The 23,369-nt window shown below is 44.2% G+C and carries 28 protein-coding genes and 1 pseudogene; 3 read left to right on the plus strand and 26 right to left on the minus strand.

The genetic code is table 11. The annotated features are described in order from the left end of the window. Nucleotides 1-2: 2 nt before the first annotated feature. Together metK and PHO71_RS16670 are read right to left on the minus strand one after the other, a co-directional pair. Nucleotides 3-1,199 (minus strand): annotated as a pseudogene (gene metK, locus PHO71_RS16665) (methionine adenosyltransferase). An 11-nt stretch (nt 1,200-1,210) separates the two neighbouring features. Beyond that, nucleotides 1,211-2,650, minus strand: coding sequence for a hypothetical protein (locus PHO71_RS16670; RefSeq protein WP_300205470.1), 1,440 nt, complete (start codon nt 2,648-2,650; stop codon nt 1,211-1,213). 75 nt (nt 2,651-2,725) lie between these two features. Here PHO71_RS16670 and PHO71_RS16675 point away from each other — a divergent pair, with 75 nt between their 5' ends. Then, nucleotides 2,726-3,676, plus strand: a complete 951-nt coding sequence (locus tag PHO71_RS16675) for a phage exclusion protein Lit family protein (protein ID WP_300205472.1) — start codon at nt 2,726-2,728, stop codon at nt 3,674-3,676. Nucleotides 3,677-3,696: 20 nt separating this feature from the next. On the opposite strand, the gene PHO71_RS16680 is transcribed toward PHO71_RS16675, so the two are convergent. The 9 genes from PHO71_RS16680 to PHO71_RS16720 are packed head-to-tail and all read right to left on the minus strand — an operon-like array spanning nt 3,697 to nt 9,806. Then, nucleotides 3,697-6,021, minus strand: coding sequence for a hypothetical protein (locus PHO71_RS16680; protein ID WP_300205474.1), 2,325 nt, complete (start codon nt 6,019-6,021; stop codon nt 3,697-3,699). Beyond that, on the minus strand, nt 6,018-6,296 hold the full coding sequence (locus PHO71_RS16685; protein ID WP_300205476.1) for a hypothetical protein: 279 nt from the start codon (nt 6,294-6,296) through the stop codon (nt 6,018-6,020). The genes PHO71_RS16680 and PHO71_RS16685 overlap by 4 nt, the downstream gene beginning before the upstream one ends. A 35-nt stretch (nt 6,297-6,331) precedes the next feature. Continuing rightward, nucleotides 6,332-6,691 (minus strand): hypothetical protein, encoded by a 360-nt coding sequence (locus PHO71_RS16690; RefSeq protein WP_300205477.1) that lies wholly within the window; start codon nt 6,689-6,691, stop codon nt 6,332-6,334. Beyond that, entirely contained in the window at nt 6,688-7,116 is a 429-nt protein-coding gene (locus PHO71_RS16695; RefSeq protein ID WP_300205479.1) for a phage major tail protein, TP901-1 family, read from the minus strand. Before PHO71_RS16695 ends, PHO71_RS16690 begins: the two co-directional genes overlap by 4 nt. 2 nt (nt 7,117-7,118) lie before the next feature. After that, on the minus strand, nt 7,119-7,475 hold the full coding sequence (locus tag PHO71_RS16700; RefSeq protein ID WP_300205480.1) for a hypothetical protein: 357 nt from the start codon (nt 7,473-7,475) through the stop codon (nt 7,119-7,121). Further along, nucleotides 7,472-7,993 (minus strand): HK97-gp10 family putative phage morphogenesis protein, encoded by a 522-nt coding sequence (locus PHO71_RS16705; protein ID WP_300205482.1) that lies wholly within the window; start codon nt 7,991-7,993, stop codon nt 7,472-7,474. The genes PHO71_RS16700 and PHO71_RS16705 overlap by 4 nt, the downstream gene beginning before the upstream one ends. Continuing rightward, nucleotides 7,974-8,291 (minus strand): phage head closure protein, encoded by a 318-nt coding sequence (locus tag PHO71_RS16710; RefSeq protein WP_300205487.1) that lies wholly within the window; start codon nt 8,289-8,291, stop codon nt 7,974-7,976. The genes PHO71_RS16705 and PHO71_RS16710 overlap by 20 nt, the downstream gene beginning before the upstream one ends. Continuing rightward, nucleotides 8,284-8,601, minus strand: a complete 318-nt coding sequence (locus tag PHO71_RS16715; RefSeq protein ID WP_300205489.1) for a head-tail connector protein — start codon at nt 8,599-8,601, stop codon at nt 8,284-8,286. The genes PHO71_RS16710 and PHO71_RS16715 overlap by 8 nt, the downstream gene beginning before the upstream one ends. Continuing rightward, nucleotides 8,601-9,806, minus strand: a complete 1,206-nt coding sequence (locus tag PHO71_RS16720; protein WP_300205490.1) for a phage major capsid protein — start codon at nt 9,804-9,806, stop codon at nt 8,601-8,603. The genes PHO71_RS16715 and PHO71_RS16720 overlap by 1 nt, the downstream gene beginning before the upstream one ends. Nucleotides 9,807-10,025: 219 nt before the next feature. On the opposite strand from PHO71_RS16720, the gene PHO71_RS16725 reads away from it, so the two are divergent. Next, entirely contained in the window at nt 10,026-10,943 is a 918-nt protein-coding gene (locus PHO71_RS16725) for a DUF2971 domain-containing protein (protein WP_300205492.1), read from the plus strand. On the opposite strand, the gene PHO71_RS16730 is transcribed toward PHO71_RS16725, so the two are convergent. Beyond that, nucleotides 10,921-11,589 (minus strand): HK97 family phage prohead protease, encoded by a 669-nt coding sequence (locus PHO71_RS16730; protein ID WP_300205494.1) that lies wholly within the window; start codon nt 11,587-11,589, stop codon nt 10,921-10,923. The genes PHO71_RS16725 and PHO71_RS16730 overlap by 23 nt on opposite strands. After that, nucleotides 11,549-12,781, minus strand: a complete 1,233-nt coding sequence (locus PHO71_RS16735) for a phage portal protein (RefSeq protein WP_300205496.1) — start codon at nt 12,779-12,781, stop codon at nt 11,549-11,551. Before PHO71_RS16735 ends, PHO71_RS16730 begins: the two co-directional genes overlap by 41 nt. A 349-nt stretch (nt 12,782-13,130) precedes the next feature. Here PHO71_RS16735 and PHO71_RS16740 point away from each other — a divergent pair, with 349 nt between their 5' ends. Further along, nucleotides 13,131-14,222, plus strand: coding sequence for a leucine-rich repeat domain-containing protein (locus tag PHO71_RS16740; RefSeq protein WP_300205498.1), 1,092 nt, complete (start codon nt 13,131-13,133; stop codon nt 14,220-14,222). Here PHO71_RS16740 and PHO71_RS16745 read toward each other — a convergent pair whose 3' ends face one another. The 13 genes from PHO71_RS16745 to PHO71_RS16800 form a co-directional block, all read right to left on the minus strand. After that, the gene (locus PHO71_RS16745) at nt 14,223-14,501 is read right to left on the minus strand and encodes a hypothetical protein (RefSeq protein ID WP_300205500.1); all 279 of its coding nucleotides are present in this window, start codon (nt 14,499-14,501) and stop codon (nt 14,223-14,225) included. Between the two features lie 10 nt (nt 14,502-14,511). After that, a complete protein-coding gene (locus PHO71_RS16750; RefSeq protein WP_300205502.1) occupies nt 14,512-16,176 on the minus strand; it encodes a terminase TerL endonuclease subunit in 1,665 nt (554 codons plus the stop codon). Between the two features lie 134 nt (nt 16,177-16,310). Continuing rightward, nucleotides 16,311-16,784, minus strand: coding sequence for a phage terminase small subunit P27 family (locus PHO71_RS16755; protein WP_300205504.1), 474 nt, complete (start codon nt 16,782-16,784; stop codon nt 16,311-16,313). 245 nt (nt 16,785-17,029) lie between these two features. Beyond that, nucleotides 17,030-18,016: a tyrosine-type recombinase/integrase gene (locus tag PHO71_RS16760; protein WP_300205506.1), complete on the minus strand. Its 987-nt coding sequence runs from the start codon at nt 18,014-18,016 to the stop codon at nt 17,030-17,032. Continuing rightward, nucleotides 17,965-18,270, minus strand: a complete 306-nt coding sequence (locus tag PHO71_RS26260) for an HNH endonuclease (protein WP_367279913.1) — start codon at nt 18,268-18,270, stop codon at nt 17,965-17,967. The genes PHO71_RS16760 and PHO71_RS26260 overlap by 52 nt, the downstream gene beginning before the upstream one ends. 4 nt (nt 18,271-18,274) lie before the next feature. Further along, nucleotides 18,275-18,550 carry a hypothetical protein gene (locus PHO71_RS16765; RefSeq protein WP_300205507.1) on the minus strand — a complete coding sequence of 92 codons (276 nt, stop codon included), beginning with the start codon at nt 18,548-18,550 and terminating at the stop codon, nt 18,275-18,277. A gap of 2 nt (nt 18,551-18,552) precedes the next feature. Then, nucleotides 18,553-18,822: a hypothetical protein gene (locus PHO71_RS16770; RefSeq protein WP_300205509.1), complete on the minus strand. Its 270-nt coding sequence runs from the start codon at nt 18,820-18,822 to the stop codon at nt 18,553-18,555. 11 nt (nt 18,823-18,833) lie between these two features. Further along, on the minus strand, nt 18,834-19,469 hold the full coding sequence (locus PHO71_RS16775; protein ID WP_300205511.1) for an ATP-binding protein: 636 nt from the start codon (nt 19,467-19,469) through the stop codon (nt 18,834-18,836). Between the two features lie 4 nt (nt 19,470-19,473). Then, a complete protein-coding gene (locus PHO71_RS16780) occupies nt 19,474-20,091 on the minus strand; it encodes a hypothetical protein (protein ID WP_300205513.1) in 618 nt (205 codons plus the stop codon). Nucleotides 20,092-20,375: 284 nt separating this feature from the next. Then, entirely contained in the window at nt 20,376-20,729 is a 354-nt protein-coding gene (locus tag PHO71_RS16785; RefSeq protein ID WP_300205515.1) for a hypothetical protein, read from the minus strand. Nucleotides 20,730-20,840: 111 nt separating this feature from the next. Continuing rightward, nucleotides 20,841-21,413 carry an RteC domain-containing protein gene (locus PHO71_RS16790; RefSeq protein ID WP_300205518.1) on the minus strand — a complete coding sequence of 191 codons (573 nt, stop codon included), beginning with the start codon at nt 21,411-21,413 and terminating at the stop codon, nt 20,841-20,843. Between the two features lie 235 nt (nt 21,414-21,648). Next, the gene (locus PHO71_RS16795; RefSeq protein ID WP_300205520.1) at nt 21,649-22,179 is read right to left on the minus strand and encodes a dihydrofolate reductase family protein; all 531 of its coding nucleotides are present in this window, start codon (nt 22,177-22,179) and stop codon (nt 21,649-21,651) included. A 346-nt stretch (nt 22,180-22,525) separates the two neighbouring features. Continuing rightward, nucleotides 22,526-23,362, minus strand: coding sequence for an RteC domain-containing protein (locus tag PHO71_RS16800; RefSeq protein ID WP_300205522.1), 837 nt, complete (start codon nt 23,360-23,362; stop codon nt 22,526-22,528). Nucleotides 23,363-23,369 lie beyond the last annotated feature (7 nt).

Here is a 23,369-nt window from a genome sequence, read left to right on the forward strand (position 1 = left end):
TGTTAGTCGAGATTAAAGGTTTCACGAATCGCATCTACCATATTCAATCGTTCCCACCCAAAGAACTCCATGCCATCTTTGACATAAGGTTGTCGCCCGAAGTGTCCATAAGATGCTGTCGGGAGATAGATCGGATTCTTGAGTCCGAATCGCTCCACGATAGCTGCCGGACGCAAATCAAAAAGTTCGGAGATTACCTCTGCAATCTCGGTATCACTTAAGGCGACCTTTGCCGTATCGAATGTGTTTACCGAAATACTGACAGGTTCGGCAACGCCAATGGCATAAGCCAACTGCACCTGCACTTCATCGGCAATGCCTGCCGCCACAAGGTTCTTGGCAATATGGCGTGCCGCATATGCTGCCGAGCGATCCACTTTCGAGGAGTCTTTGCCGGAAAACGCTCCGCCGCCATGTGCCGCACGACCACCATAGGTGTCCACGATGATTTTTCGTCAGGTTAGTCCCGTATCTCCTGCCGGCCCGCCGATCACAAATCTACCCGTAGGGTTAACAAGCAGGCGGTAGTCGTCTTGAAACAGTTCGGCAAGTTGCGGATCTTTTGCTTTGACTCTCGGAATCAGGTGTTCCGAAATGTCTTGCAGAATATCGTATGCAGAAACAGTGTCATCGTGTTGAGCCGAAACCACAATCGTATCGATACGTAGCGGCTTGCCATACTCGTTGTATTCAATGGTTACCTGAGTTTTGGCATCCGGCCGCAGGTAGGTCATTACTTGCCCTTTACAGCGAATAGCATCTAACTCCTGCAACAGCAAGTGCGACAAAGCAAGCGTGGCAGGCATCAACTCTTTGGTCTCATTGACGGCATAGCCAAACATGATACCTTGGTCACCTGCACCCTGTTCGGTTTGCTCTACACCTTGTCGAATATCCGGTGATTGCTCATGAATGGCCGACAGCACTCCACACGAATTTGCCTCAAATCCATACTCGGAATTCGTATAACCAATCTCAGCAATGGTTCTTCGGACTGTCTGCTGAATATCTACATAGGCATTAGACTTGACTTCTCCAGCAATTACCACCAATCCGGTAGTGCATAGCGTTTCGCAGGCTACTTTTGAATTGAGATCTTGACGCAAGAATTCATCAAGGATAGCATCGGAGATTTGGTCGGCTACTTTATCGGGATGTCCTGCCGATACGGACTCAGAGGTAAAAAGTTTGTTTCTCATTTTCAATTATTTTAATCATTAATATTCACTTCACATTCAAACACAGCCTTGCGATAAACATCCTCATCGCTGATTACGACTGTTCGTCCGACACCTTCGTGGAGTTGATTCCAAACGGCATCGCCTTCCGGATTATCTGATACCCGAAACCAATAGAAAGCATTCTCGGGGAGCGTATCGGTAATCTCCCTAACGCCTTTGAATACCTTTGCTTGAAGCATCGTAGCAATATCGCTGTTGATAAAACTCGACCCGTTAGAGGAGACCACTTGCACTTGATAGGCATCTTCGCCATCAAACACTTTGGTGATGGTGATAATGTCGTAATAGACTCCGCAGGCAAAGTAACGCAGGGTGAGTGTTCGTTTATCCCACCATATATCGGCATTGGGAGATAATTCAAACGTGAGCGATTGGCTGTTAGGAATTGTTATCCACTCCGTACCATTCTTGAATTGCCACTCCCTTGCATCTTTAGGAGAGGTAATACCAAGTTCAATCGCTGTCAGTGTAATAGTCGTAGGTTCGGGAATGTCGTCTTTATATCGGAAAACCTGCTCTCCCTGCACCGAAACAGCACCCACAACCCAATCTTCTCCGGTGTCGGGGTTACGTTGAATAAGCCGTCCGCAGATATAGGCATTTTCCAATAAAGCCCCATAGCCTTGCAGTTGCCCGAACACGGGATGGTTGATTTGGGAAAGGTCGCCCAACTGAACTTTGATATTTTTCTGCTCAATCTTCTCGCTCGATACTTGGTCGATAACACGGATAAATTTATGCAGACCATCAAGATAAATCGAGCCTTGTCGGTCGGGATTGGTTTTATTACCCTGACGGGCCAATGTCATAAACCGCTCCGGAGCAATGCCGTTCAGTGGAATACAGTCGAATCGAGTCTCGTCAATAATACCCGTCACCTCAAAATAGGCAGTTTTAAATCCGGTCGGTTTTCCGTCTTCGTCCTGCGTATAGAAAATCCCTCGTAGAATATCCTTGTATTGAAAGTTGATGGTTACCTCGCCAGGTTTCTTTTTGAGGGTAATCAGAAATATCCCGTCTCCATCCTCCCACGCGTCGTCAATCACTCCGGCATCGGTTACCCAAAATTCGTTTCCTGTGGCCGTGATGCGGTTGTATTTGAGTTCCGGCACTTCGAGATATTCGTCAATACTCAGATTCTTCATCCGAGCATTACCATCCACACGCAGATCGCCTGTGATTGTTCCGCCAGCCCTGTCGAATTTCTTCTCCAACTCACCCGGCAGACCATCTACCTCCTCCAACGGATGGATGTGCTTCTCCGTTCCGATAGCCTTTTTCAGCTCCGCCCCCGACACTTTGAGCGTAGCGTCAGGATCGGGCAAATCCACCACAAACTCGAACTGATCGAACCCTTGTTCGATTACCGATTTGGCGCTCTGTAGGTCTTTTATGCGTACTCCACTCATTATTTATCAATTACTTGCGTGAAAGTACAGCCCAATGCATTAACTTTGTAGAAACTTTGTCACAACAAACTAATTATGCATCAAATTAATTATCACCAATACAACGATGGCATATTGCCTGTAAGTACTCTAAATAATGCTGTAATAGAATGGTTGTCAAATGTTTCGATAGAGCTAAATGAAATGCTGCAAAGTGAAATTACATACAACAAATTCAATGGAGTGGTGAATTTTCGATGCAGAGAGTCTCATATTGATATTGAGAATGATTTACCTTATATTAATACTCGATCAACTGTAATTTTGTCTGAAAATTACAACCAGTTACTTTGGTGTATTAGCTATTTTATTTGTTCTTCTTTTGATGAAACATTGGAATATATGGATGCAAAAATCAATGGAAAACCGTGTAATCCAAATACATTTATCATAAAAAAATCCATGTCTGTATTTGAGGCTGGATTATCCTTAATAAATGAATATAATAAGGAGATATTTTTCAAATTACCTAATCCTGAGAAATATTCTAACGACAACCAATTAGATATTGAGAAAACTAATTCTGTATATTGTGCAGGTATTTCTTTTATTATATTGCATGAATTTGCACATCATTACTACGGACATATTACATATTGTCCAAGTGTAGATATATCAAAAAAAGAAGAATTTGATGCCGATGATTTTGCGATAGAGTATCTTTTGAGTAAATGTACAACTTTAGACAGTATTTCATCTCAGAAAGTAGGTGTTATAGCTGTTCTTATCTCACTTTTCTTTTGCCATAAAACCGACATTTCTGGTGGAGACACTCATCCTGATTTAGATGACAGATTATATAATTACCTTGGCAAGCTAAATGATAATGACGACAGTATCTATGCAATTGTGATTTATATGTTATTGATATGGATGAAGAAAAATAATATTGATTATTCATCTATGAAAAAATGCAACCCTTCGTGGAAAGAATTCTGCATTTCATTCTGCGACTGTATAAAACAATATAAATTGCATAATTTGTAACCTATAAAACGAGTAACCTCTTAACCACCCAACACATCAATCTTAAAATTCTCTTTTCCGAGCACATATACCAAATCTCTGCCCTTGGCTGTCAATTGACCGCTGAGGGCGATTTGTATATTCTGAGAGCCTCCGCCGCCTGCCATCATTCCCTGTAACTTGGATAGCGGAGCAATTACCTCTGGGTCAATACGGGCATTAGGATTATCGCCCACCATTGCATAAGTTGGGCCGTAGGCAAGACCGCCCTTGGCAAGTTTCGGGGCATTCTTTTGAGCATTTTTGTTGATCAGTGCCGTCATCACCGCAGCAGCGGCCACCATTGCCGCTCCAATAGCTATGGCTGCCCACGGATTGGCAAGCACCGATTTGAGAGCCATCTTAAAAGCAATAATCATCACACCAAACTCTATCAGTTGCACTCCGATCTGCTTGAGGAAACTCGCCAACTGTAAGAGGATTGCCTTCATCAATCCATCAAAACCCAAGTCCCCGGCGATGATCTGCCCAATGGCTTCGGCGGCCGCTTCGATGCTCCCTGCAATAAAATTACTCAATGATTCATCAAATCCTTTCATCACCTCGCTTACCTTATCCGACACAAACGTAAGAGCCTCAGAGAACTTCCACCCCTTGGCCACCAGTGCCTCGGTGTATTTACCGACAATCGCTTCGGTCTCCATAATAGAAGATTGCAGTCCCGAACTTGTTGCCTCCGCCCAACCATAAATCCCCTCGGTTACCGTCCTACGGATCTCCATCATCTGCTGTTGTGCCTTGGTGATGATTGGTTTGAGATCGGGCAGTTTAACCTCCAACTTCGGCATAATCAGCGATGCCCCGATGGGTGCTATCGGCTCAAGCGGTTTACGGTTGAGTTGTTCGGGAGTGATGTTTTGCAGGTTCGATAGTTCCGTTTTCAGTTTTCCTATCTCGGCATTGGCTGCAGCAATATCCTCCACGGTAGCATTCGGGAGGAGTTTTTTCTTTTCTAAATCTTCAATCTTGTTTTGCAGATCGGCGATAAGACCTGTTTCACGTGTGGTTTCGGTATTGACACCCTTGAGGGCATTAGCCATATCATCGGCAATCCTTTGAGACTCCGCCTCCACACGCTGCCGTTCCTCATAGGCTTGTGTATTTCTACGGATCGCTTCGGTCAAGGCCTCCTCTTCCATTTTGAGTTTATCTCTGCGCTTGCCTTTATCCAAGGCGTAGGTCAGTTTGGAAATTGGAGAGTTTCCTTGCCACGGAGATTCCCGTTCGTTTACCTCCTGGAGTCGCTTGTTTTCTTTGAGTCGTTTTTCGAGCGTACCGATAGATAGCCCCTCAAACTTCTCGGTCATTTCGTTTAACATCTCCTTTTTACGTTGGTGGGCATAGAAGAATGCCGCACCGAGAGCCAATACAGCAGCCACCGCCAATCCCACCGGAGAAAGCAGTGCCGTAAATCCTGCCGAGAGCATCGGGAGCGTTCGGATAATACCACCAATGCCGAGTGCCAACGGCCCGATAGCGGCAGCGATACCTGCGATGACTACAATCGTTTCTCGCATTTGCGGATTCATATTCTGAAGAACCGCTACCACTTGCGACAATGTCCCGGCAATCTTATTTACAACAGGCATTAAGGTTGCGCCAATCTGTTCAAGAAAATCGCCCCAATTGTTTTTGAGTTGCTGCAAAGAGCCGAGTCCCACTTTGGCGGCTGCCTCTGCCTGGCCACCATATTGCCGTTCTAACTCTTGCAGAATCAATCCTTGTGCTTCGGCCAGGCGGTTGGTTTCGGCCAGATGTTTAATGGTGGCGGTTTGTTCTTTCGAGAATTGAATCCCTGCACGTGATAGTGCTGTCAGGTTTTTGACCGGATCGTTGAGTGCTTTACCCAACTGAATGGATGCCGATTTGAGGTCTCCGTCTAATACGGTTGCCAAGTCAAGAGCCACCGCCTGTGTCCGCTTAAAGTTCTCGCCTGCTATATTGGTAAAGGTAAGCAGTTGGGCAGTTGCGTTATTGAGAATAAAATCGTCCTCGAAAAGTGTTTTACCTTGTAGCTCACTGGCGAATTTGCTGAGTTGAGTGAACGACAAACGAGCTGCACCACCTGTGGATTTGATAGCTTGTTCCACTTTGGCTGCCGCCTTTGCCGAGTCGTCAAATGCTTTCAAGGATACTGCACCCAAAGCGACAATAGGAGCTGTCACCTTGAGCGACATCTCCTTACCGACCTTGTCCAACCGTTTGGTCAGTGATCCCAATCCTTTCTCAACCTGCTGTACCTTTTGTTGGAACTCATAGGAGTCTGCACCAATTTTAATCAGCAGGTCGGCTATTCTTCGACTCATCTATTACCTAATATCTGATTGATTCTCTCTTTTCTCTCTTCCATCGTTAGTTCCTGTGGAATATCCGAGACCTCTTCCCAAGGCAAAGGAAACATCTGCGTCATGGGCAGGCGATCCTTTTTGTCGAGTTGAATGCAGGTGATAATCCACACCGCCCAACGTTCCCGTTCCCACGCCTGTTTGTAAAGATTCTGCTGCTGCTCGCTCCATCCCAGCCACACATATATAAACTCGGCAGGAGTCAGCGCATTGAAATCATCGGGACGCAGGCCCATCTGCCCGACAGCAATGGCAAACCACTTTTCGTAGGTTACTCGCTCTTGCCCTCCGTTGCTGTCGGCTGACCGTTTGGGTTTAATGTCCCCAATTTATCCGTCAGCGGAATCACCGCCTCCATAAATATTTCAGAGACCTCAAGAATGAGTTTCGGGTTTTCATCAAACAGATCCCATACCTCATTTTCGGTATAGCGGATATCTGACTTGGATCTTCTTGCTCCCTCGTTGAGTCCCGAAACAGCGAGAGTTACAATGGAGTCCAGATTACCCAGCGAGTTGGTCGTGGTAACCGTATCGTGGAAATCACCGTTTTGAAGTTTGGTAAACTCATTGATGGCCTTTAATCCGAAATGGATTGGCAGGACTTTGCCGTTTACGATGATCTCTTTCATGCCTGTGGTGCTTTTGGGGTTGGAGTAAGGTTTCCGCTACCTGTGAGCGAGTAGCTGTATGTGGCGTTATCCCCGGCAGGTGCGCCAAGCGAGAATGATGTGATAAACGCCTTGCCTGAATAAGTCTTGGTCAGTCCACCCATCGGCGATTTTATTACCACATCGACAATCTTTTTACTCAGTACTATGCCGAGGATATCCTCCGAGGAGTGAGCATTTTCGATACAGTCATCAATTACCACTAATCCATCACCATCGACCGACCAGGATATATCGCCTGGAGATTTCTCTTTGCCATTAGTATCTTTGGTGCGAAGCTCTTTCAACTCCAAGTCCACCTTCAGCGTATGTGTAGTGGCGTGAAGCGTGGTCTTTTCGTCCACGAGCAGAATGATGTCTTCGCCTTGTATTACTTTCTTTTCCATATTTATATGATTCTGAATGTGAGTGTATAACCGTGAATATTATAGTCTGCATAAAAGACATATTCGCCCGATTTGTAGTAGCTGCGTCTGCTGTTGAGTTCTGCTCCCTCCAGCGCCTTAATCACCTTGTGTTTGAGTTTTTCGACCTCCGACACCTTGGTGTGGTAAACCGAAACATCAAAAGAGGTTGTGTATCCGGCAATACCGTGGATGGTACGGATTGGAATCTCCTCCGGTGTAGAGTATGCCGCATAAGGTACAGGTGTCTCGGCATCGACGGCTCCGGCTTGGATCTTATCCTTTAGCTCTGGAACTTCCTGTTCTAACAGAGCTATGAGTGCTGTTTTGAAATCTGTCATTTGATTGGTTTAAAATTCTTAGTCACAAATTTTTCAACTGCCGTGGCGAGTTCGTTTCCGAAAATGGTAACCGTGCGTTCATTACTCTCCCGATAGGCTTGTTCCAGAAACGGGCTCGGTTTAATCCCCTTGGTCTGCCTGACGAATACCTTCTGCCCCTGCTGGTTTTCAAACACAAGCATCTTTCCTTTGCGTGATTTGCGAACATCCGATGTTCCCTCGTGGATAAACTTGCCGTAGTATTGATTGATCGCACCCTTCTTCTTGGTTCGCTCAAAGACAGGCTTTACCGCTACCGACACTTCCGACTTGGCTGCTCTGCGATCTTTGAACCGCACTACACGAAGCATCTTTTTGAGTTTGCCGCTTTTGACAGGCACTTTGCCCTTAGCAGATTGAAGCATCGGTTTGGCTGAACCTCTGAGTGCCGAGAGCAACATCCGCTTCTGCATATTATTCGGCAGTTCATCCAATATCGCTTTGGCCTCCTTGTAGCCGTTAACCTTTATCTTCAGCATCGCTCTTGACGGTTTTTAGATGTAAATACTTCCGGCGACCTTCTTCATGTATCGAAGTGATTTTGAGTAGCAGCTCATCCAATCGCACGAACATTCCTGCTTTGATTTTTTCCGAGTACCGAATTGTGAATACCACCTCGTTTTCGTGGACGATCCGGCTGGCGTAGAGGTTCTCTCGTCCGCCGCTTTCAGTTTTTTGAGCATAGAAAATACCCATCGGAATCAGCTCCATTGTCCGTTCGTTGTAATTATCCCGTTCTTGGGAGTAGGCCAATATCTCAATTCGGGTATCAAACATCGCCGTAGGGTGTTATGCGCCAGGGGAGCAATAGTTTCTCAGCGGTGAGTGACAACTCCGAAACAGAACGCCCGACAATGTTGTCGGACTCGTTATCGTAGAGTGTTCCCAGAATTAAAAGGATAGCTGCTTTGATTGCCGGAGGAATGGTCTCAGAAGTATATCCCGTGCGAATATCCCGATTGGTAATATCTTCTGCAACACCGAAAGCCATCTCTAACTTTTCGGCGATCAGCTCATCTTCGTGCGAGGAGTCCCCGACACGAAGATGAGCCTTTGCCAACGCCAGTGATATGGGTAGCTCTGCCATTATGCCGATGCGTGAACCAATTTCTTAACCGGATGAGTTCCAGCATCAAGCAACGCACCGTCCACACGGGCGAATCCGAACAGACCAATGGATAGATACTCCGCCAAGAGTTCGTTCAGGCGAATCACCCGGAAATTCTTGACCATACGGATTTTGAACTTGGAAAAGTCTCCGAACATCATCGAGGCATTACCCGCACCGATGTTTGCCACATCATCGTTCAGGATATAGCCCTTGCCAAAGAGAGTTGGCGGCGTACCATCTTTCGCTCCCTCTTGCCAAATGTATCGTCCTGTGGTATCCTTGATTTTGACAAGCGACCACAGCGTCTCACGATTAAACATGAATCGTCCGTTACGAGCGTAGGCAGAATCCACCGATTTCAGCAGATCAATAATATCGTCCAACTTGATGGCGGTTGCCGCAGGTGCAGCATCGGAAGCTGTCGCCCAATTGATAATGCCTTTTGGCTTACCCGTACCGCTGCCAATGGTCAGATCCTCGTTGATTCCTCGACCGAAACTCTCGGCAAGCAGTCCGCTGAGTAAAGATTCCAAGTCAAAACTACTGTCCTGTAACAGCTCCTGCGACACTGGAACAATCGGGGTGCGATAGGTGTAGGCTTTGAGTGTTTCCGAACCGAAACTCGGCGCTTTTTTGGTGGATTGGTTGTACTCGGCAACGACCGTTGCTTTGGAAGTGGTGTCGTTGATGGTCGGCATAATCAGGTCGCCACCCGTGGAGGTAGTGATAATCGTACCTGCTTCGAGCATACCACCGTAAGACTTGAGTGCAACCTCAATATTGTCAGCAAGTGTTTTCGGAACGATCACACCGCCGTTGAGTCCCGTGATACCTGCACGTTTCTCAAATAGGGAACGGCTTTCGGGAGTGATGCCCATTGCACCGAGCATCAGGTAGTCCATAAAAGCTGAACGATACTCCGCCTCATTTGGCTGATTGGTATCTTGTTCATTGGGTTTGTGACGGCTTTCGTAAGTTTGTTCCGCCTGACGGCGTTCCACCTCCTGGAATCGTTCCTCCTGCTCGACCAACTTGTCGGCTTTTTCATAGTCGGACAAAAGGGTATCCCATCGGGTCTGCTCCTCGGCAGTCATCTCACGACCATCGGCAGCCTTGCGGAGTTCATCAATGGCGGTATAAACCGTTGCCCGTTTCTCTCTCAGGGTTTTCAATTTGCTCATTTTCTAATCAGTTTTTTGATTGTTTTATGGCAACACCCGAACGAAGCAGGAACAGAGGGAATTTAATCACTATGCCCTGCAAGGAGGGTGAAGCCGAAGGCAAACTTACCCCTCAACTGATATGCTTTACTGAAACTTTGTCTCGGTTTGGAATTTATTGATTACCTTTGGCGCTAAATAATTGCTTCGTAAATATTTATGAATAAAAGAGATACGAGATTGGAATCATTAGCATCATGGCTATATACGGAAGTCCGTTCGGAGCAGGATTATGGCTACGATTTAGAGAACAAGCAACAGCCATCAAAACTATATCATTATACCACCCTTGATGGACTTTTGGGAATAATACAGACAAAAACTTTGTATGCATCCGATGCTATGTTTTTGAATGATTCTTCTGAGTTGCAATATGGCAAAGAGCTAATAATAGAATCTATTAATCATTTAATTAGTGAGAAGGATTTTCAAACAACTTATTATTTCGACTTTGGAGATAAAGAAATAGAGTTATTAAACTCAGTAAGGAATCAATTATCTAAAACTACCTTCAAAGCCACCTACATCGTTTGTTTCACTACAGAATCTGATATTTTGAGTCAATGGCGTGGGTATGCAAATAATTCAGGTGTAAGAATTGGCTTTAATCGGGACTCTCTTTATGAAGCGTTTTATAATCCATATATGCCTGTCAATTACAATAGACGGTCTCAGTTAAAACTTATAGAAGAAACCTTGGGGATACTACTTACCTATATTGTGCATAAAGATAGGCAGAATTTGCCTAAGTCAGATGTTGAATTATTACCAGAGGCTATTGCCTCTATATTACTACCCTATGTGAGTTTCTTTAAAGACAATGTTTTTAAAGAAGAACGTGAACATAGATTAATCTATAACCCTTCAAGAGAATCCGTAAAAGACTCAGTTCTTCCAATTTTTTATCGTAATAATGGGAAGTTTATAGTTCCATACGTGAAACTTGAATGCAAAAGTGAACTGTTACCCATTACAGATATTATGGTCGGGCAATCTCCATATAGTCAGAAAATAAAACACGGGATTGAACTATTGCTCAAATCAAATGGATATGATAAAATTAAAGTTAATCTATCTAAGATCCCTTACATTCCCTAATTTGCATACATTTAACCAACCGTTCCCTTGACCGACTTTCAGCAATGGAACGGTTGGTTTCTTTTTGCTCCGGCTGATTAGTCTGAATGAATTCCGCCTTGCGTTGCTCCAGATGCCGAACTGAGGCTTCGGTATCTTTATAGACTGGGAATACAACCAACGCTACATCCTTAAGTAGTGCGAATTTTAGAATGGTGCGTTCATCGTATTGAAGACCGTTTTTATCATCGGCATAGATCCACTCGTCCGACTCCACCACAAAGCGGAAGCTACATTTATTAATATCGCCACGGAGCACCAATTCCAACATATCGTTGCCACGAGTCGTGTTCGGAGCCTCGAATGAGAATCGTAGTCCGATATCGTCCACCGAGAGCTGAAGCGTGCCGCTTATTGTTCGAGCCAGGATGTCATCTACATTGTGGTTGAAGCACATAATCACATCCGACAGATCACAATCGTCGAATGCGGAACGAGCAATCTTCTCTTTGAACCAACCCATAATCGGTTCACTCCACGATTCAAACTTAGCTGCATACCCTGCAATAGTGCGGCTGACTGTTTCTGCCTCTCGCTGTTCTATGTGCAGATCCGAGACAAGGCATCTAACTTCTATTTCCTGTGGGATTATTCTTTTGTTGTCCATTTATAGCGTTTTTAACTGTTGACATATTCATTTGCACGAAATACTCATCACCACCATCGTAGGCATTCATATCCTCAAAGGCACGGATCTCGTTAGCATTTATCGCCCCGACAAGATTCATATTTTTATAATATTCAGAGCGAGTTTTGGCATCACCTCGAAGTAGACCGTTCAGACCGAATAGAAAGTAATACTCCTCAAACTCATCATAGCGGAGTAACTTGCGGTTGAATTCCTCCTCAAGTCGTACAAGGTATGGCATTAGGCAGTAAGTAACGAATTCCATTCCTTGATGCTCGATGTTATTGTTGGTTGCTCGTTCCAGGTCGGCAATCATATGGGGAGGGATACCGTAGATAGTAGCAATCTCCGTTTTTTGAAATTTACGAGTGGCTATGAATTGAGCATCTTCTGGAGGAATTGAAATACGCTCGTAAGTCATACCACCCTCTAATAGCAAAGGAATATGAGCATTGTGTAGTCCGACTGACTGAGCAACTAAATCCTTTTTGAGTCGTTGGTATGCTTCTGGTTTGAGAGTCGATGGGTATTTGAATACTCCCGACATATTACCGCCCTGGTTGAAGAATCGTTCGCCATACTCCTGTGCGGCCAATGTAAGGGAGAGATTGTCTCGATGAACGGCAATCGGACTTTTTCCCTTGATGCCGTTGGTGGATAGACCTCGCAAATGGATCAACTCATCATTCGGAAGCAATTCGCCATTGTTTAGTCGATAAAACAGCTCCTCGTTGGTACTCAACACTGGTTCAACCGTTGCCGGATGTAATAGTTGTAACCTGATCGGTCGGTAATTCTTATCTCGGAATATCCGAGCATACCCATTGCCCCACAATGCACAAGAGATCATCAGGTGGTGCATCAGGTCGAACCGATTGGAAAAGGAGTTTGGTGTTTGAAGCAGGCGATGGCATTGATGAGAATATTGTCGTTCCCGACCTTTCTCGGTGCGCTTGTAAAGATGGATCGGCATCGTGCCAACAGTATCCGAGAGTATCCGAACGCACGCCCATACTGCCGAGAGGTTTAACGCTCCCTCCTCAGAGATATAAGGTTTGCGAGTCGCATCAGCAATCGTGTCGGCTGTGAGTGCCTTGTTTACGGCATTCTCGAACTCAGCAGATACGACTCTCTGTTCACTTCGAAATATATTAAAAGGAAACCACCTCATTCAGTTGCTTATTTTTAAGCAAACTTAATGAGGTGATTTTATGGTTTATAGAAACAATGTCTCTACTTAAACCAAATACAAAAATAATAATTATCTTTGCATTAAAAGATTTGTGAAGTTGCCGAAGCGTGGAGATGTATTATTAAGTTTTGAAATAGTTACCCCTTTTGGTTTATCATTATATGCCCATATCTGGTCCTATAATTATCACCCACAGGTTTAATCTAAACAACCCCCAACTTTACAAAGTGGTTTTTCCACTCGGAGTGATTTTTTCACTTCGCATCCATTATTTATACTCGCTACCTTCCATAGTCCGAGTTTTTACAAAGATAGTGTTTTTTATTATATGAATGAAATTATTAAAAAGCCTTATAATAAAATTACGAGTTTGACTCTCACAAACGCTGGATTGACAGAAGTTCCAGCGGAGGTGTTTTTGTGTAAAAACCTCAAGAAACTAAACTTGAGCAATAACTGTATAAAATCAATTCCTATAAAAATTGCAGAACTCACAAAACTTAGAGTTCTGAATTTATCGAATAATGAAATATCACAAATCCAAACAGGTTGTTGCAACTTAGTGAATTTGGAAACATTGATATTGAACAATAATAAAATATCATTGATACCAAAACAAATTATCAAGTTGCAAAACCTTAAGATATTAGGATTGTCTGGAAATAAACTAACGAAGTTGCCAGATGAACTACAAAAATTAAGGAAACTTCGACAATTGGATATTAGTAGAAATGAATTAAAAAAATTGATTGATGGAATCTTATTTGAGAACTTAGATTCGTTATGGGGCGGTAGTAATCCAGTTATTGAATTTGATAAAGAATATTATTTTAGTGGGCGATTCAAAAGATTGTACTTTTTCCCATCCTATTCATTTGCTTCAAATAGAGACTACAGCGAACTATCAAAAAATAAAGGTAATATCTTTAGTAAAAACATCAATATGACCTCAAATATTCACACCGAAAATAATGCAACAAAGAGTATATTTATCTGTTATTCACATAAAGACATCGAGTATAAAAACAGAATAATCACTCATCTAAAAACATTAAATTACGAAGACCGAGATTGTAAAATCAGTGAATGGAGTGATTCAAAAATAGAGACAGGAACCAATTGGAAAGAAAGCATCATAAATGCAATAAGCAATGCTTCTGGAGCTATCCTTATAGCTTCGACAGATTTTCTGGCTTCAGATTTCATCCAATTAGAGGAATTACCTCGAATTATGGCTGGACTGAACAAGAATACACATCGTATATTTCCTATCGTGGTTAAACCATGTAGATATAATAATTCAAGGTTAAAAGATTTTCAGGCCGTAAATCCAACTAATGAACCTCTTTCTGGAATGAGTGAGACAGAACGAGAAAATATGTATTTGAAATTGATGGATGATATTGATAAACTTCTGTGATTAATTTTTGAAAAATCGAATGAGTATTCTCCTAAACGAATCAAACTCCGAGTAGCGACGCTTGCCCGTGATGGCGATATGGAAATCTTCGAGTCGTTCGTAGGCTTCAAGTTGGGTGTCGTAGAGGTCTCGCATCCGCAGGTAGTAATCCGCAAAACCCTCTGCGGAAGTGATCTTACGGATGGACGGGTGCAGTGATGGAATCGCTGATAGCTCTGATTCTATTTTTGCTCGTTCTGCCAATTGGCGGTCACTGAATTTCTTTCTATGCTTTGTCATACGCTGAATTTTATAGTGTTAATAATCCTCTGTCGTTGTAGGGATTGGAGTCATCGTCCGCCTGTGAAGTCATCCATTCGCCGAGTGCCATAATGGATGAAACGATACCGTCAATCTTTTGCGTGGATTTCTCTTTGTCCGGTTTGATATTACCTGCCGGATCGGTCTTGACAAGGGTGGACGAGAGCATCCATCGCAGTACCGGATTGCCGAAATGCTCGACTCGCTCAGATAATACCAATGCCTCGAACTGTTTGGTGGGAGCCGACATTGAACCATAGCCTTGTCCGAAAGGATTAAAAGTCAACCCCTCATCGGTCAGATTGATAATAGTTTGTGAGGAGTTCCAACGGTCATAGGCAGTTGACTTCAAATTGTAGTCAGCTATAATCCGAAGGATATCCGCTTGAACGAAATCGTAATCTGTCACGTTGCCGGGAGTGACTTTTACAAATCCCTCACGCACCCAATGATCATAATTGATATTCTCCTTACGGACTTTTTCGAGCATCTTCTCCTCTGGAATCCAGAAGAACGGCAACAGTTGAAATTTGTCATTCTCGTTGAATAGCAATACAAATGCAGTGATGTCGGATACATTGGAGAGGTCGAGCCCTCCCCAACAGTCGCAACCTCGTAAATCTTCAAACGTTGACGAGCCAACGCATTGCATCCACTTCTCGTCTAAAATCCAGGTCTTCTCCGCATCCACCCATAGGTTTACATTCTTGGTCATTACGTTACGGACAGCTTCGGGACGGTTCTTGGCATCTTTAACTTGGTCGGCTAAGTAATCGACTGAGAGCGACACGCCAAGGTTCGGATTGGATTTCACCCACATCTTCGGAATATCCCACTCTTCGTTTTTATCGAGGGTATAGATCATTCCGAATAATGTATCGTCCTGGTTGATGTCCCGGAGAATCTTGATCACATTATCCCGATAGGCATAACAAGCACCAGCTTTATTGAATCCGGCAGTAGTGATGATAAACATCAAAGGCTGCCGTCTGGCCCCGAATGCCGATTTGATCACATCAAACATTCCACTATCCTTATGGGCGTGGAACTCATCGATGATTCCGCAGCTTGGGTTCAGACCATCGTGTGTACCATAATCGGAGGACAACGGTTTGAATGTACCACCTTTGAGTTCATAGACAATAGAATTTCGATATGGTGTGAGATAATTCTTCAGATCAGTCGCCTTGACAATCTCCACTGCATCGGCAAAGCAAATCTTCGCCTGGTCTTTCACGGTGGCTGCCGAGTAGACTTCGGGGCGAGACTCACCATCAGCAAAAAGCATATACAAACCAATTCCTGCCGATAGAGCTGTTTTGCCATTCTTACGGGCAATCTCAATATAGACATACCGAAATCTCCGAGTACCATCTGCCAGCTTCCAACCAAATATATTCCACACCACAAACTGTTGCCAAGGTTCGAGTTTGAATCGTTGTCCGGCCCATTCTCCTTTGGTGTGCTTGAGTGATTCGATAAACTTGATAGCTCGTGATGCTGCCTTGCGGTCAAAATACCACCCTCGTTCCAAGGCGTTATCTATATCGCTGAAATACCTCTGCACAGCAAGCTGCACCAACTCGCAAGTCAGTATATTGCCGCTCAAAACCTGTTCGGCATAAATCTCTGCTATTGTTTTTTTTGTTTTCATTATTTCATTACCTTTGCACCAGCTATGTAGCTCAATTGGAAAGAGCGACTCTCTAACTAAGAGTTAGGCTGCGGGTTCGAATCCCGCCATAGAAAATTCACATCACTATATATTGGGGGCATTTGCCCCCTTTTTTATTCTATCTCCTCAAACTGAGCAAAGTCATCCGCAGCTACCGCAGGGGCAACCATTGAGGATATTTTGCCACGACTTGCCGGAGTAAACCCAAACTCCGATGCGAGGGACTTGGCGTTGGCAAGTGCGGACTCTGCAATCTTCCGCTTAGGGTTGATTTGAGTCATCGTTCCGTTTTTGGTTTCGACCTCGATGGTAAATCCCTCTTTCTCGACCTCCAACATCAGGTCGTGGTAGATTGCCATCTCACGAGCATACGCCACAAGCAGATCTACACCAACCACCTCCAATAATTTTTTATGCAACAACTCAGTTGCGGTGTATTCAAAAATCTTTTTGGCCGTACCCTTGAGCCTCACCTTGGGGAGCGATTCGAGTTTGGTCATATCCGACTGCGGAGTCATCCGGCACGGTTGATCCGTTCCCCGAAGCACTTTTATCTCGTTTGACTGTTTCTGTTTTCCTCTCGGCATATTCTTCGTTTTTATATTTTACCCAAATCAGGCTTCACTGCACGTGCGTGAAGAAGACTCAGGCTTCGATTACTTTTCGTGACTTCGGAAGGAATTTTAGCCCCCTCCCCGGTAGTTCATTCAGCCTTTTTTCGATCCATTATCAAAGAGTTACGAGTCGATTTTCCGATCAATTCTCTTTTTGCAACTCTTTGACACTCAAATGTGGAATGGATTAATTAATCATGCTTTCATTCTTCTGTATTTCAAATCGTTCCCTTTTTTCTGGGTTTTGAGATTAACTCAGCTATAATTGCTCCCGGATTCTCTTCGATCAAGCGTCTACGCTGCGCCTGCTCAATGTAAATTCTTGTGGTCGCCGTGTTGGTATGACCCAACAGATCCTTGATCATTTCAATGTCCAAACCCTGTTCAACCAACAGGCTCCCACAGGTGTGTCGCAGGGAGTGAGCCGTGATCTTCGGATCATCGATGCCGATTGCCCGAAGCCGCTGCTTGACGATTTGAGAGATGGCCTGCTTGGAAAGTCGGGTTGCCTTTTGCCCCTTGCAATGGTTTTGTATAAGCGGATCGGACACATCAAAATTCCGGCACGAGATATAATCCTCAAACAGTTCCTCAATCATCTCCGGTACGGCAAGCAAATCATTTTTATCTAACCGACCTTTGCGTTGGATACGCAATACCGTTCGGTTACCCATCTTCTCGAAGTCTCGGATATTGATTCGTTGAACTTCACAGGTTCTGAGTCCATTGGTTAGCATCAAAGCGATGATGAGCTTATCCCGTTTGCCTACAACCGTTTTCGTTTCAATCGAATCCATCAACCGATAAGCATCGGCAGAGGACAATGGGTTTTTGTAATGCTCCCGTTGTTTGATACTCGAATGAATGCCGGAGCCGATATTGTCGTAGTAGTTCTGCGAAGCGCAGTAACGATAGAACAGTTTCACCACGGTTACATAGCTGAAGTAGGTAAACTTACTTTTGCCTTCTCCTTGGAGGTGGTGCTTGTACTGAAGAATATGTTCCCGGCGTGGAGTCCGTGGATCTATACCTTGTGCCGAGAACCACCGGAACCACAACTCAATCTTACGGCGATAGTCTTTCTGGGTCTCCACGGATACATCGGTCTCAATGATCCACTCATCAATTATCTGATTCAGTTTTAATGTTGTTCTCATCGTGCGTGTCCCTCCTTGGCTGATTTTATATTGTGGCAACGGTCGCACAGGCTTTGCAGATTCTCGATATTGAGCGCAGCTCCGCCACGATTTATCGGTACGATATGGTCGGCAACCTTGGCAGGTGTATGGATACCCTTACTCAGACACTCCTCGCACAAAGGTTGTTGCTCCAACTTTACGGCCCGGAGCTTTCGCCAGGCTGTCGATTGGTAAAACTTGGTATTGCTGTGCTTTCTCCCTTCTTGAGGTTTGCGCTCGGTCATCCACGGACGGCGGCACGTTTTCTTGATGCTTGGCATAGGCTCAGAAGATTACATCGGGTTGCAACGGCAGATCGTGGTCTTCGGTCTCGAAACCGACTACCCGAATGATTTTCGCATTGGGGTAACGCTTGCGGAGGTTGGCCGCCACCACATCGTATTTGGCAAAGTCGGCGGTATAGGCTGAGTCGCCATGTTGCTCACGGTTACGCCTGAGCGACTCTATTTCGTACTCGTGCCACTTCTCAATCTCGCCATTGTGCGTGGAGTATTTCCTGCGGCCATCCTCCAAATGGTGTATTACTCGTTGATATTTCATGGTTATACTAATTTGCTGTGATAACTTTTGAGCTTGATAAAGAGTTCCAACTCCAACCGGACGATCTCCAACGTAGGGAACTTCCCTCGCTTGCGGCCTTTGACATACTTGGAATGCATACGATTGATAAAGATCTCCGCATCACGGCTGTCGATCTGTCGGGCAATCACTTTTGCTCCCACAGGGATACTGCGTTTACTATCCATTGGATTGGGGAAGAACTCACTTGTTTGCTCTGAATAGTAGAGCGTGATAATTTCTATTGATTTCATAATGTTTCGATTTACCGCAGGCTCTCGCCTTTGAATTTAACAACACGGCACAGGTGACTCAAACGGTCAAGAGTGCGTTCTCCATATCGCTCCAACAGTTGTTCTTCGGTCAGATTGGTAGTCACGAAGATGTGGCGGTGGTATCGTTCGGCCACGTTCATCACCAGGTTGAACCCTTCGGTTTTCTCCCCATAATCGTTCACCAGACTCTCGACACCCAATTCATCAATAATCGGGAAGGGAGTTTTGAGTAGGTAATCTAAATTGGTTTCAGGTCGCTGGCCGTAGTAATACACCTGTGCCGATGGCGTGGGTTTAGTCAGGTCTTGAGCGTGAACCGCCCTAATCCATCTGTTTTTCAGACGAAGCAATACGGGAACAATCCCCGAAATGATGATGCTCTTGCCTCTGCCGCAGTCACCCATCAGAAGCAGACCTTGATCTTTGGTATCGGTCATCCAGTCTATGACCTCGTCATACTCCGGCAGGTGTTGGTAGTTGTCGAACGTGGTATCTACCTCCCGGAAGATGGTGATAAACCCTCGGCGGCACTGTTCGTGGTCGCCCCACGACATCGGGTTGGGTTCTCGGATGTCAAGACGTCTTTCCTTGACCATCTGTGAGATAATTTGTGATAATGTATTCATATCGCTATTTTTTAGATTTTCCAAACTTTTCAAGAATGCGGTTCTTCTGCTCCTCGGTTTCGGGCTGCTTGATCTGCCCGATATGTTGTCCGGTGGCAGGCTGTCCCCGTGGGGTATAGACCGACCGTTTCAACTCGAACAGCCCCGCCCAGTTGTTGGCGATGCTTTGGTCGATGATGGCTGCTGCCGTTTGCGGATTACCACCCGACAGATTACGGAGCATGGTTAGGCACTTGCGGACACCGATTTCACTCTTGTAGCTCTCCTTGCGAAGCCGCTTATATTCCAACCAAGTACGCATCACTTCCCGCCACGGCGGTTCAATGGTTTGCAGAATGGCTTCGGTATCCAGGTGGGGTGCTTTTTTCTCTTTTTCTTTTTTGCCGCAACTTTTTTCTTTTTCTCTTTTTTCGAGGGATAGACTTGGAGGAGCTTCTGCTCCGACCTCCATTTCACCCAAACTTTCTTTTATATTTTCTTTATTACTCTCTGTATAGTTTAGTTTATATATAATAGGTGGTACACTTTGTGGCTCACTGTGGACTGCAAAGTGTACCGTTTCGTCATTATTTATGGGTTGTGGCTCTTGTTGTGGTTCATTTTGCGGCTCAATTTGAGCCACAAAGTGTTCCGTTAATGACCTCAGTCGATATGATGTACGACCTCTTCCTTTGCCAAATTCAACGGTTATCAGTCCTGCTTCTACCAACTTTTTGCGTTCACGCTTTAATGTCGACCGAGTGATGCCAGTCCGAAATTCAATCAGAGATGCCGAGATATAGAGCGGACTCTTCCAACCCGACCTATTGGCAATAAACATTAGTCCATGCCACAGCGAGATTGAGGCAGGGGTAAGCTGGTGAGTTTCTAACCAGTCATAAAAAAGTTTTATTTCCGTCATATAATTCATCGGATTTGGGATAACTGTGAAGTGGCACGACCAATCAGGTCAGTGGCAGTATAACCGTACATCAACTCGACACGGGGCATCCTTTGACCTTCGCCACGAAGCAACAGCATCCGGACAATCTCGTCAATATGATAAAAGACGGTTCCGTTCTCCAGTTTAACTCTCTGAATATTGTAGCGATATGCCCATCGTTCAAGAGTGCGGTCAGTCGTGCGACAAATCAGCGTCACTAACTTTTTGGGTATAAGATCTCCGTAGGAAAGTATGCGTTTTTGCATCAATGGGGATTCAACGGCAGAAAGTATCATTTCAACCTTGTCTTCCATAATCATATCTCTTGCTGCAATCATAACTTTGATGTTTTATTGCTGCAAAGTTCCTAAGAAGTTGAAAGCCAAATGCAAGCAGTACCGGGGGTAGTACCTGTGATTTTCTTTGTAATAGATTGATTTACAAGAGACTTATTTTTGACTTTTTTCGATGACCGCTTTGGTCAGGCGGCTCAAGAAGTCGGTACATTTAATCTTACGGGAAAGAACTTCCGTGCGTATGTTGTAGGATTTAGACAACTCCAGGTTGAGCATTTTCTCAAATGTCTCTACCAGTAACGAATAACTAATTCTCTTGCCATTGACATCAACGATAGCCCCAATCTGATCCAAAGCTGTCAACAGTTCAATAAGATCTCGCTTGGTACACTTCTCCGACCAGTTGAATTGGGATTGTTGACGTGCTTGAGGTTTGAGAGGCGGTTTCGACTGAAACTTGAGCAGTTCAAGTTCTGCGTTGATAAAGTGGATGGCGGCAGTAATGTATGGAGAAAGACTGGCGTGTGATTCGTTGGCAACCAAAACGGCATGGAGGTATGACAGTATTCGGAAATGCTGCTTGTATTCCAGACATGGATCTTCTGCTATTGAGGTTACTGCCAAGGTAAACAGCTCAAAAGCATGAAGGATTTCATTATGACTTATGTTATTGTTTTCCCCGGATACAATGTATCTGAAAAACTGCGTCTGCTTCAATCGATCCATAGTGCAGATGATTATGATTCAGACACAAAGGTCTCGACTTTGCAGCACTAAAACAGACAACCATCAACCAAGGTGGTCGAAATTTATTTGGGGTAAAAATCCGGTCAGAATAGGGGAGCGTGGCTTCGTTTTGACATCAAAATTACTCAAACCAATGTCGCAGGGTCCTAAAAAGCAAAAACGACCACCTTGGTCGTTAGTTGGTCGTTTTCGCAAAAGATGATATGTATATTTGCTATTTTTGATAGGTAGAAAGAAGTAACCCCGTACTAAATACTTTACTGTTAACCAATTTCCAGTGGGACTCTTTGGTCTTACCGGGGAATAATGGGATGCCATTGCCAAGGATCGTTGGAGCGATGCAAAGTTGCATCTCGTCAATCAGGTTGGCATTTAGCAACATTGCGGTCAACTCTCCACCACCGACAAGCCAAATGTCTTTTCCGATCTCAGATTTCAATTCCGAAATTCTGGCAATTACATCTTCCGTAATAAAATGGACATTCTCATTTGGGGTCACATTGCTGTCACGGCGAGAAACAACATAGGATGTTTTATCTTTATACGGCCATGGGATACCGAAGCCAATAATCTCATGGTAGGTTTTACCACCCATCAAGACAGTATCAATTGAGGCCAATAGCTCTTTATAGCCATGATCTTCATTGGTAGGATTGGGAATTTCGTTAAGCCACTCAACACCACCGTCCGGGGTGGCGATATATCCGTCTATGGATGTTGCGATGTAAAGGATGATCCGTCTCATAAGGATGATTTTTAATGTTTTTACTTCTCAAATCATTCGCCAAACCTCAAAAAGAAGCGTGGTACTCACGCTGTTTCAACACGAGGCACTGGTATACCCTTTGAGGAGACAGGCAAGACCACGCTATACAGTTGTATAGCACAGCCATTGCACAGTATTGTCTCCTCAAGTTGAAAATTACCAGTTTTCGTGTTGAGACGTTCTGCGAACGCTATGTTATATTAAAAGCTCATATAGAGCCTATATTCTTCTATTCTAATGCAAAAGTAATCATTTTATTGTTATCTAAGTTATTATTTCACTGAAATCAAAAAGCTACCGAGTTTACACCCGATAGCTTTGTTATCTATTTTGTATCATCTTCATCCATTTTCTTTTTCAACTTTTCAATCAAGCTATTCAGGTATGCCGTTTGATCTTTCTTCCGACTACGCAAGGCAATGTAGGTTCGGTAATACTCCCCCAAATCTACATTGAACGCTTCTCCAAGGGTATCCATTATCTCTTTTACATCAATGTTGCCGTGGTCAATATCACCGGATGCATACAGTGAATACCCTAATTCAATAAGGGCATTTTTCTGTCCTGTCCAAGTTCGGCGGCCTTTTTTAGTTTCTGTAAACAGAGCCGGATCTTCAATCATTTTGAGCCTGCGATTGAGATATATTCTCAGCATCTCATTAGCAATGATTTTGGCAACCTTAAAATCATACACCGTTGAGAACTTCAAATCGCTATTGAAGCGGGAGCTGTCAGTACATAGTTTGGGATCTACATCTCCCCGAACAAAGTAATATTTGTCATATACCGTAGAGCCGGAACGGTAATATTGATGAAAGTCGAGATGTCGGTTAAAATAATATTCCAGACTATGCAACTGGTCGTTCAGATACTTTTTAGCAGCCTCATTGCTACCAGTAGGGAATTTAGACTCAATGCAGTATATTTTGTTAAAATAGAGTTGTTTGGATAATATTTGAGGCTTAAGTTCCTTGAAAAAGATAATTTCCTCCTCTTGAGAGCCAAACTCATACACAATCACTCGTTCTCGCAACTGATCGATATGCTTTTGGATTATATCTATCATTTTAAGAGAATTACTGATAATATCATAGCCATATAGGTCGAAGCTATTGATCTCCGATTCTATTTCCTGTAATATGTTGTCGATGTATTCTCTCATTGTATTG

The organism is Bacteroides sp. (genome assembly GCF_028690125.1).
Lineage (GTDB): Bacteria > Bacteroidota > Bacteroidia > Bacteroidales > Bacteroidaceae > Bacteroides.

Bases quoted from the DNA above. Each gene is read 5' to 3' on its own strand.
- PHO71_RS16670 (WP_300205470.1), bottom strand. From the start codon at position 2,650: ATGAGTGGAGTACGCATAAAAGACCTACAGAGCGCCAAATCGGTAATC.
- PHO71_RS16675 (WP_300205472.1), top strand. From the start codon at position 2,726: ATGCATCAAATTAATTATCACCAATACAACGATGGCATATTGCCTGTA.
- PHO71_RS16680 (WP_300205474.1), bottom strand. From the start codon at position 6,021: ATGAGTCGAAGAATAGCCGACCTGCTGATTAAAATTGGTGCAGACTCC.
- PHO71_RS16685 (WP_300205476.1), bottom strand. From the start codon at position 6,296: ATGGGCCTGCGTCCCGATGATTTCAATGCGCTGACTCCTGCCGAGTTT.
- PHO71_RS16690 (WP_300205477.1), bottom strand. From the start codon at position 6,691: ATGAAAGAGATCATCGTAAACGGCAAAGTCCTGCCAATCCATTTCGGA.
- PHO71_RS16695 (WP_300205479.1), bottom strand. From the start codon at position 7,116: ATGGAAAAGAAAGTAATACAAGGCGAAGACATCATTCTGCTCGTGGAC.
- PHO71_RS16700 (WP_300205480.1), bottom strand. From the start codon at position 7,475: ATGACAGATTTCAAAACAGCACTCATAGCTCTGTTAGAACAGGAAGTT.
- PHO71_RS16705 (WP_300205482.1), bottom strand. From the start codon at position 7,993: ATGCTGAAGATAAAGGTTAACGGCTACAAGGAGGCCAAAGCGATATTG.
- PHO71_RS16710 (WP_300205487.1), bottom strand. From the start codon at position 8,291: ATGTTTGATACCCGAATTGAGATATTGGCCTACTCCCAAGAACGGGAT.
- PHO71_RS16715 (WP_300205489.1), bottom strand. From the start codon at position 8,601: ATGGCAGAGCTACCCATATCACTGGCGTTGGCAAAGGCTCATCTTCGT.
- PHO71_RS16720 (WP_300205490.1), bottom strand. From the start codon at position 9,806: ATGAGCAAATTGAAAACCCTGAGAGAGAAACGGGCAACGGTTTATACC.
- PHO71_RS16730 (WP_300205494.1), bottom strand. From the start codon at position 11,589: ATGGACAACAAAAGAATAATCCCACAGGAAATAGAAGTTAGATGCCTT.
- PHO71_RS16735 (WP_300205496.1), bottom strand. From the start codon at position 12,781: ATGAGGTGGTTTCCTTTTAATATATTTCGAAGTGAACAGAGAGTCGTA.
- PHO71_RS16740 (WP_300205498.1), top strand. From the start codon at position 13,131: ATGAATGAAATTATTAAAAAGCCTTATAATAAAATTACGAGTTTGACT.
- PHO71_RS16745 (WP_300205500.1), bottom strand. From the start codon at position 14,501: ATGACAAAGCATAGAAAGAAATTCAGTGACCGCCAATTGGCAGAACGA.
- PHO71_RS16750 (WP_300205502.1), bottom strand. From the start codon at position 16,176: ATGAAAACAAAAAAAACAATAGCAGAGATTTATGCCGAACAGGTTTTG.
- PHO71_RS16755 (WP_300205504.1), bottom strand. From the start codon at position 16,784: ATGCCGAGAGGAAAACAGAAACAGTCAAACGAGATAAAAGTGCTTCGG.
- PHO71_RS26260 (WP_367279913.1), bottom strand. From the start codon at position 18,270: ATGCCAAGCATCAAGAAAACGTGCCGCCGTCCGTGGATGACCGAGCGC.
- PHO71_RS16765 (WP_300205507.1), bottom strand. From the start codon at position 18,550: ATGAAATATCAACGAGTAATACACCATTTGGAGGATGGCCGCAGGAAA.
- PHO71_RS16770 (WP_300205509.1), bottom strand. From the start codon at position 18,822: ATGAAATCAATAGAAATTATCACGCTCTACTATTCAGAGCAAACAAGT.
- PHO71_RS16775 (WP_300205511.1), bottom strand. From the start codon at position 19,469: ATGAATACATTATCACAAATTATCTCACAGATGGTCAAGGAAAGACGT.
- PHO71_RS16785 (WP_300205515.1), bottom strand. From the start codon at position 20,729: ATGATTGCAGCAAGAGATATGATTATGGAAGACAAGGTTGAAATGATA.
- PHO71_RS16790 (WP_300205518.1), bottom strand. From the start codon at position 21,413: ATGGATCGATTGAAGCAGACGCAGTTTTTCAGATACATTGTATCCGGG.
- PHO71_RS16795 (WP_300205520.1), bottom strand. From the start codon at position 22,179: ATGAGACGGATCATCCTTTACATCGCAACATCCATAGACGGATATATC.
- PHO71_RS16800 (WP_300205522.1), bottom strand. From the start codon at position 23,362: ATGAGAGAATACATCGACAACATATTACAGGAAATAGAATCGGAGATC.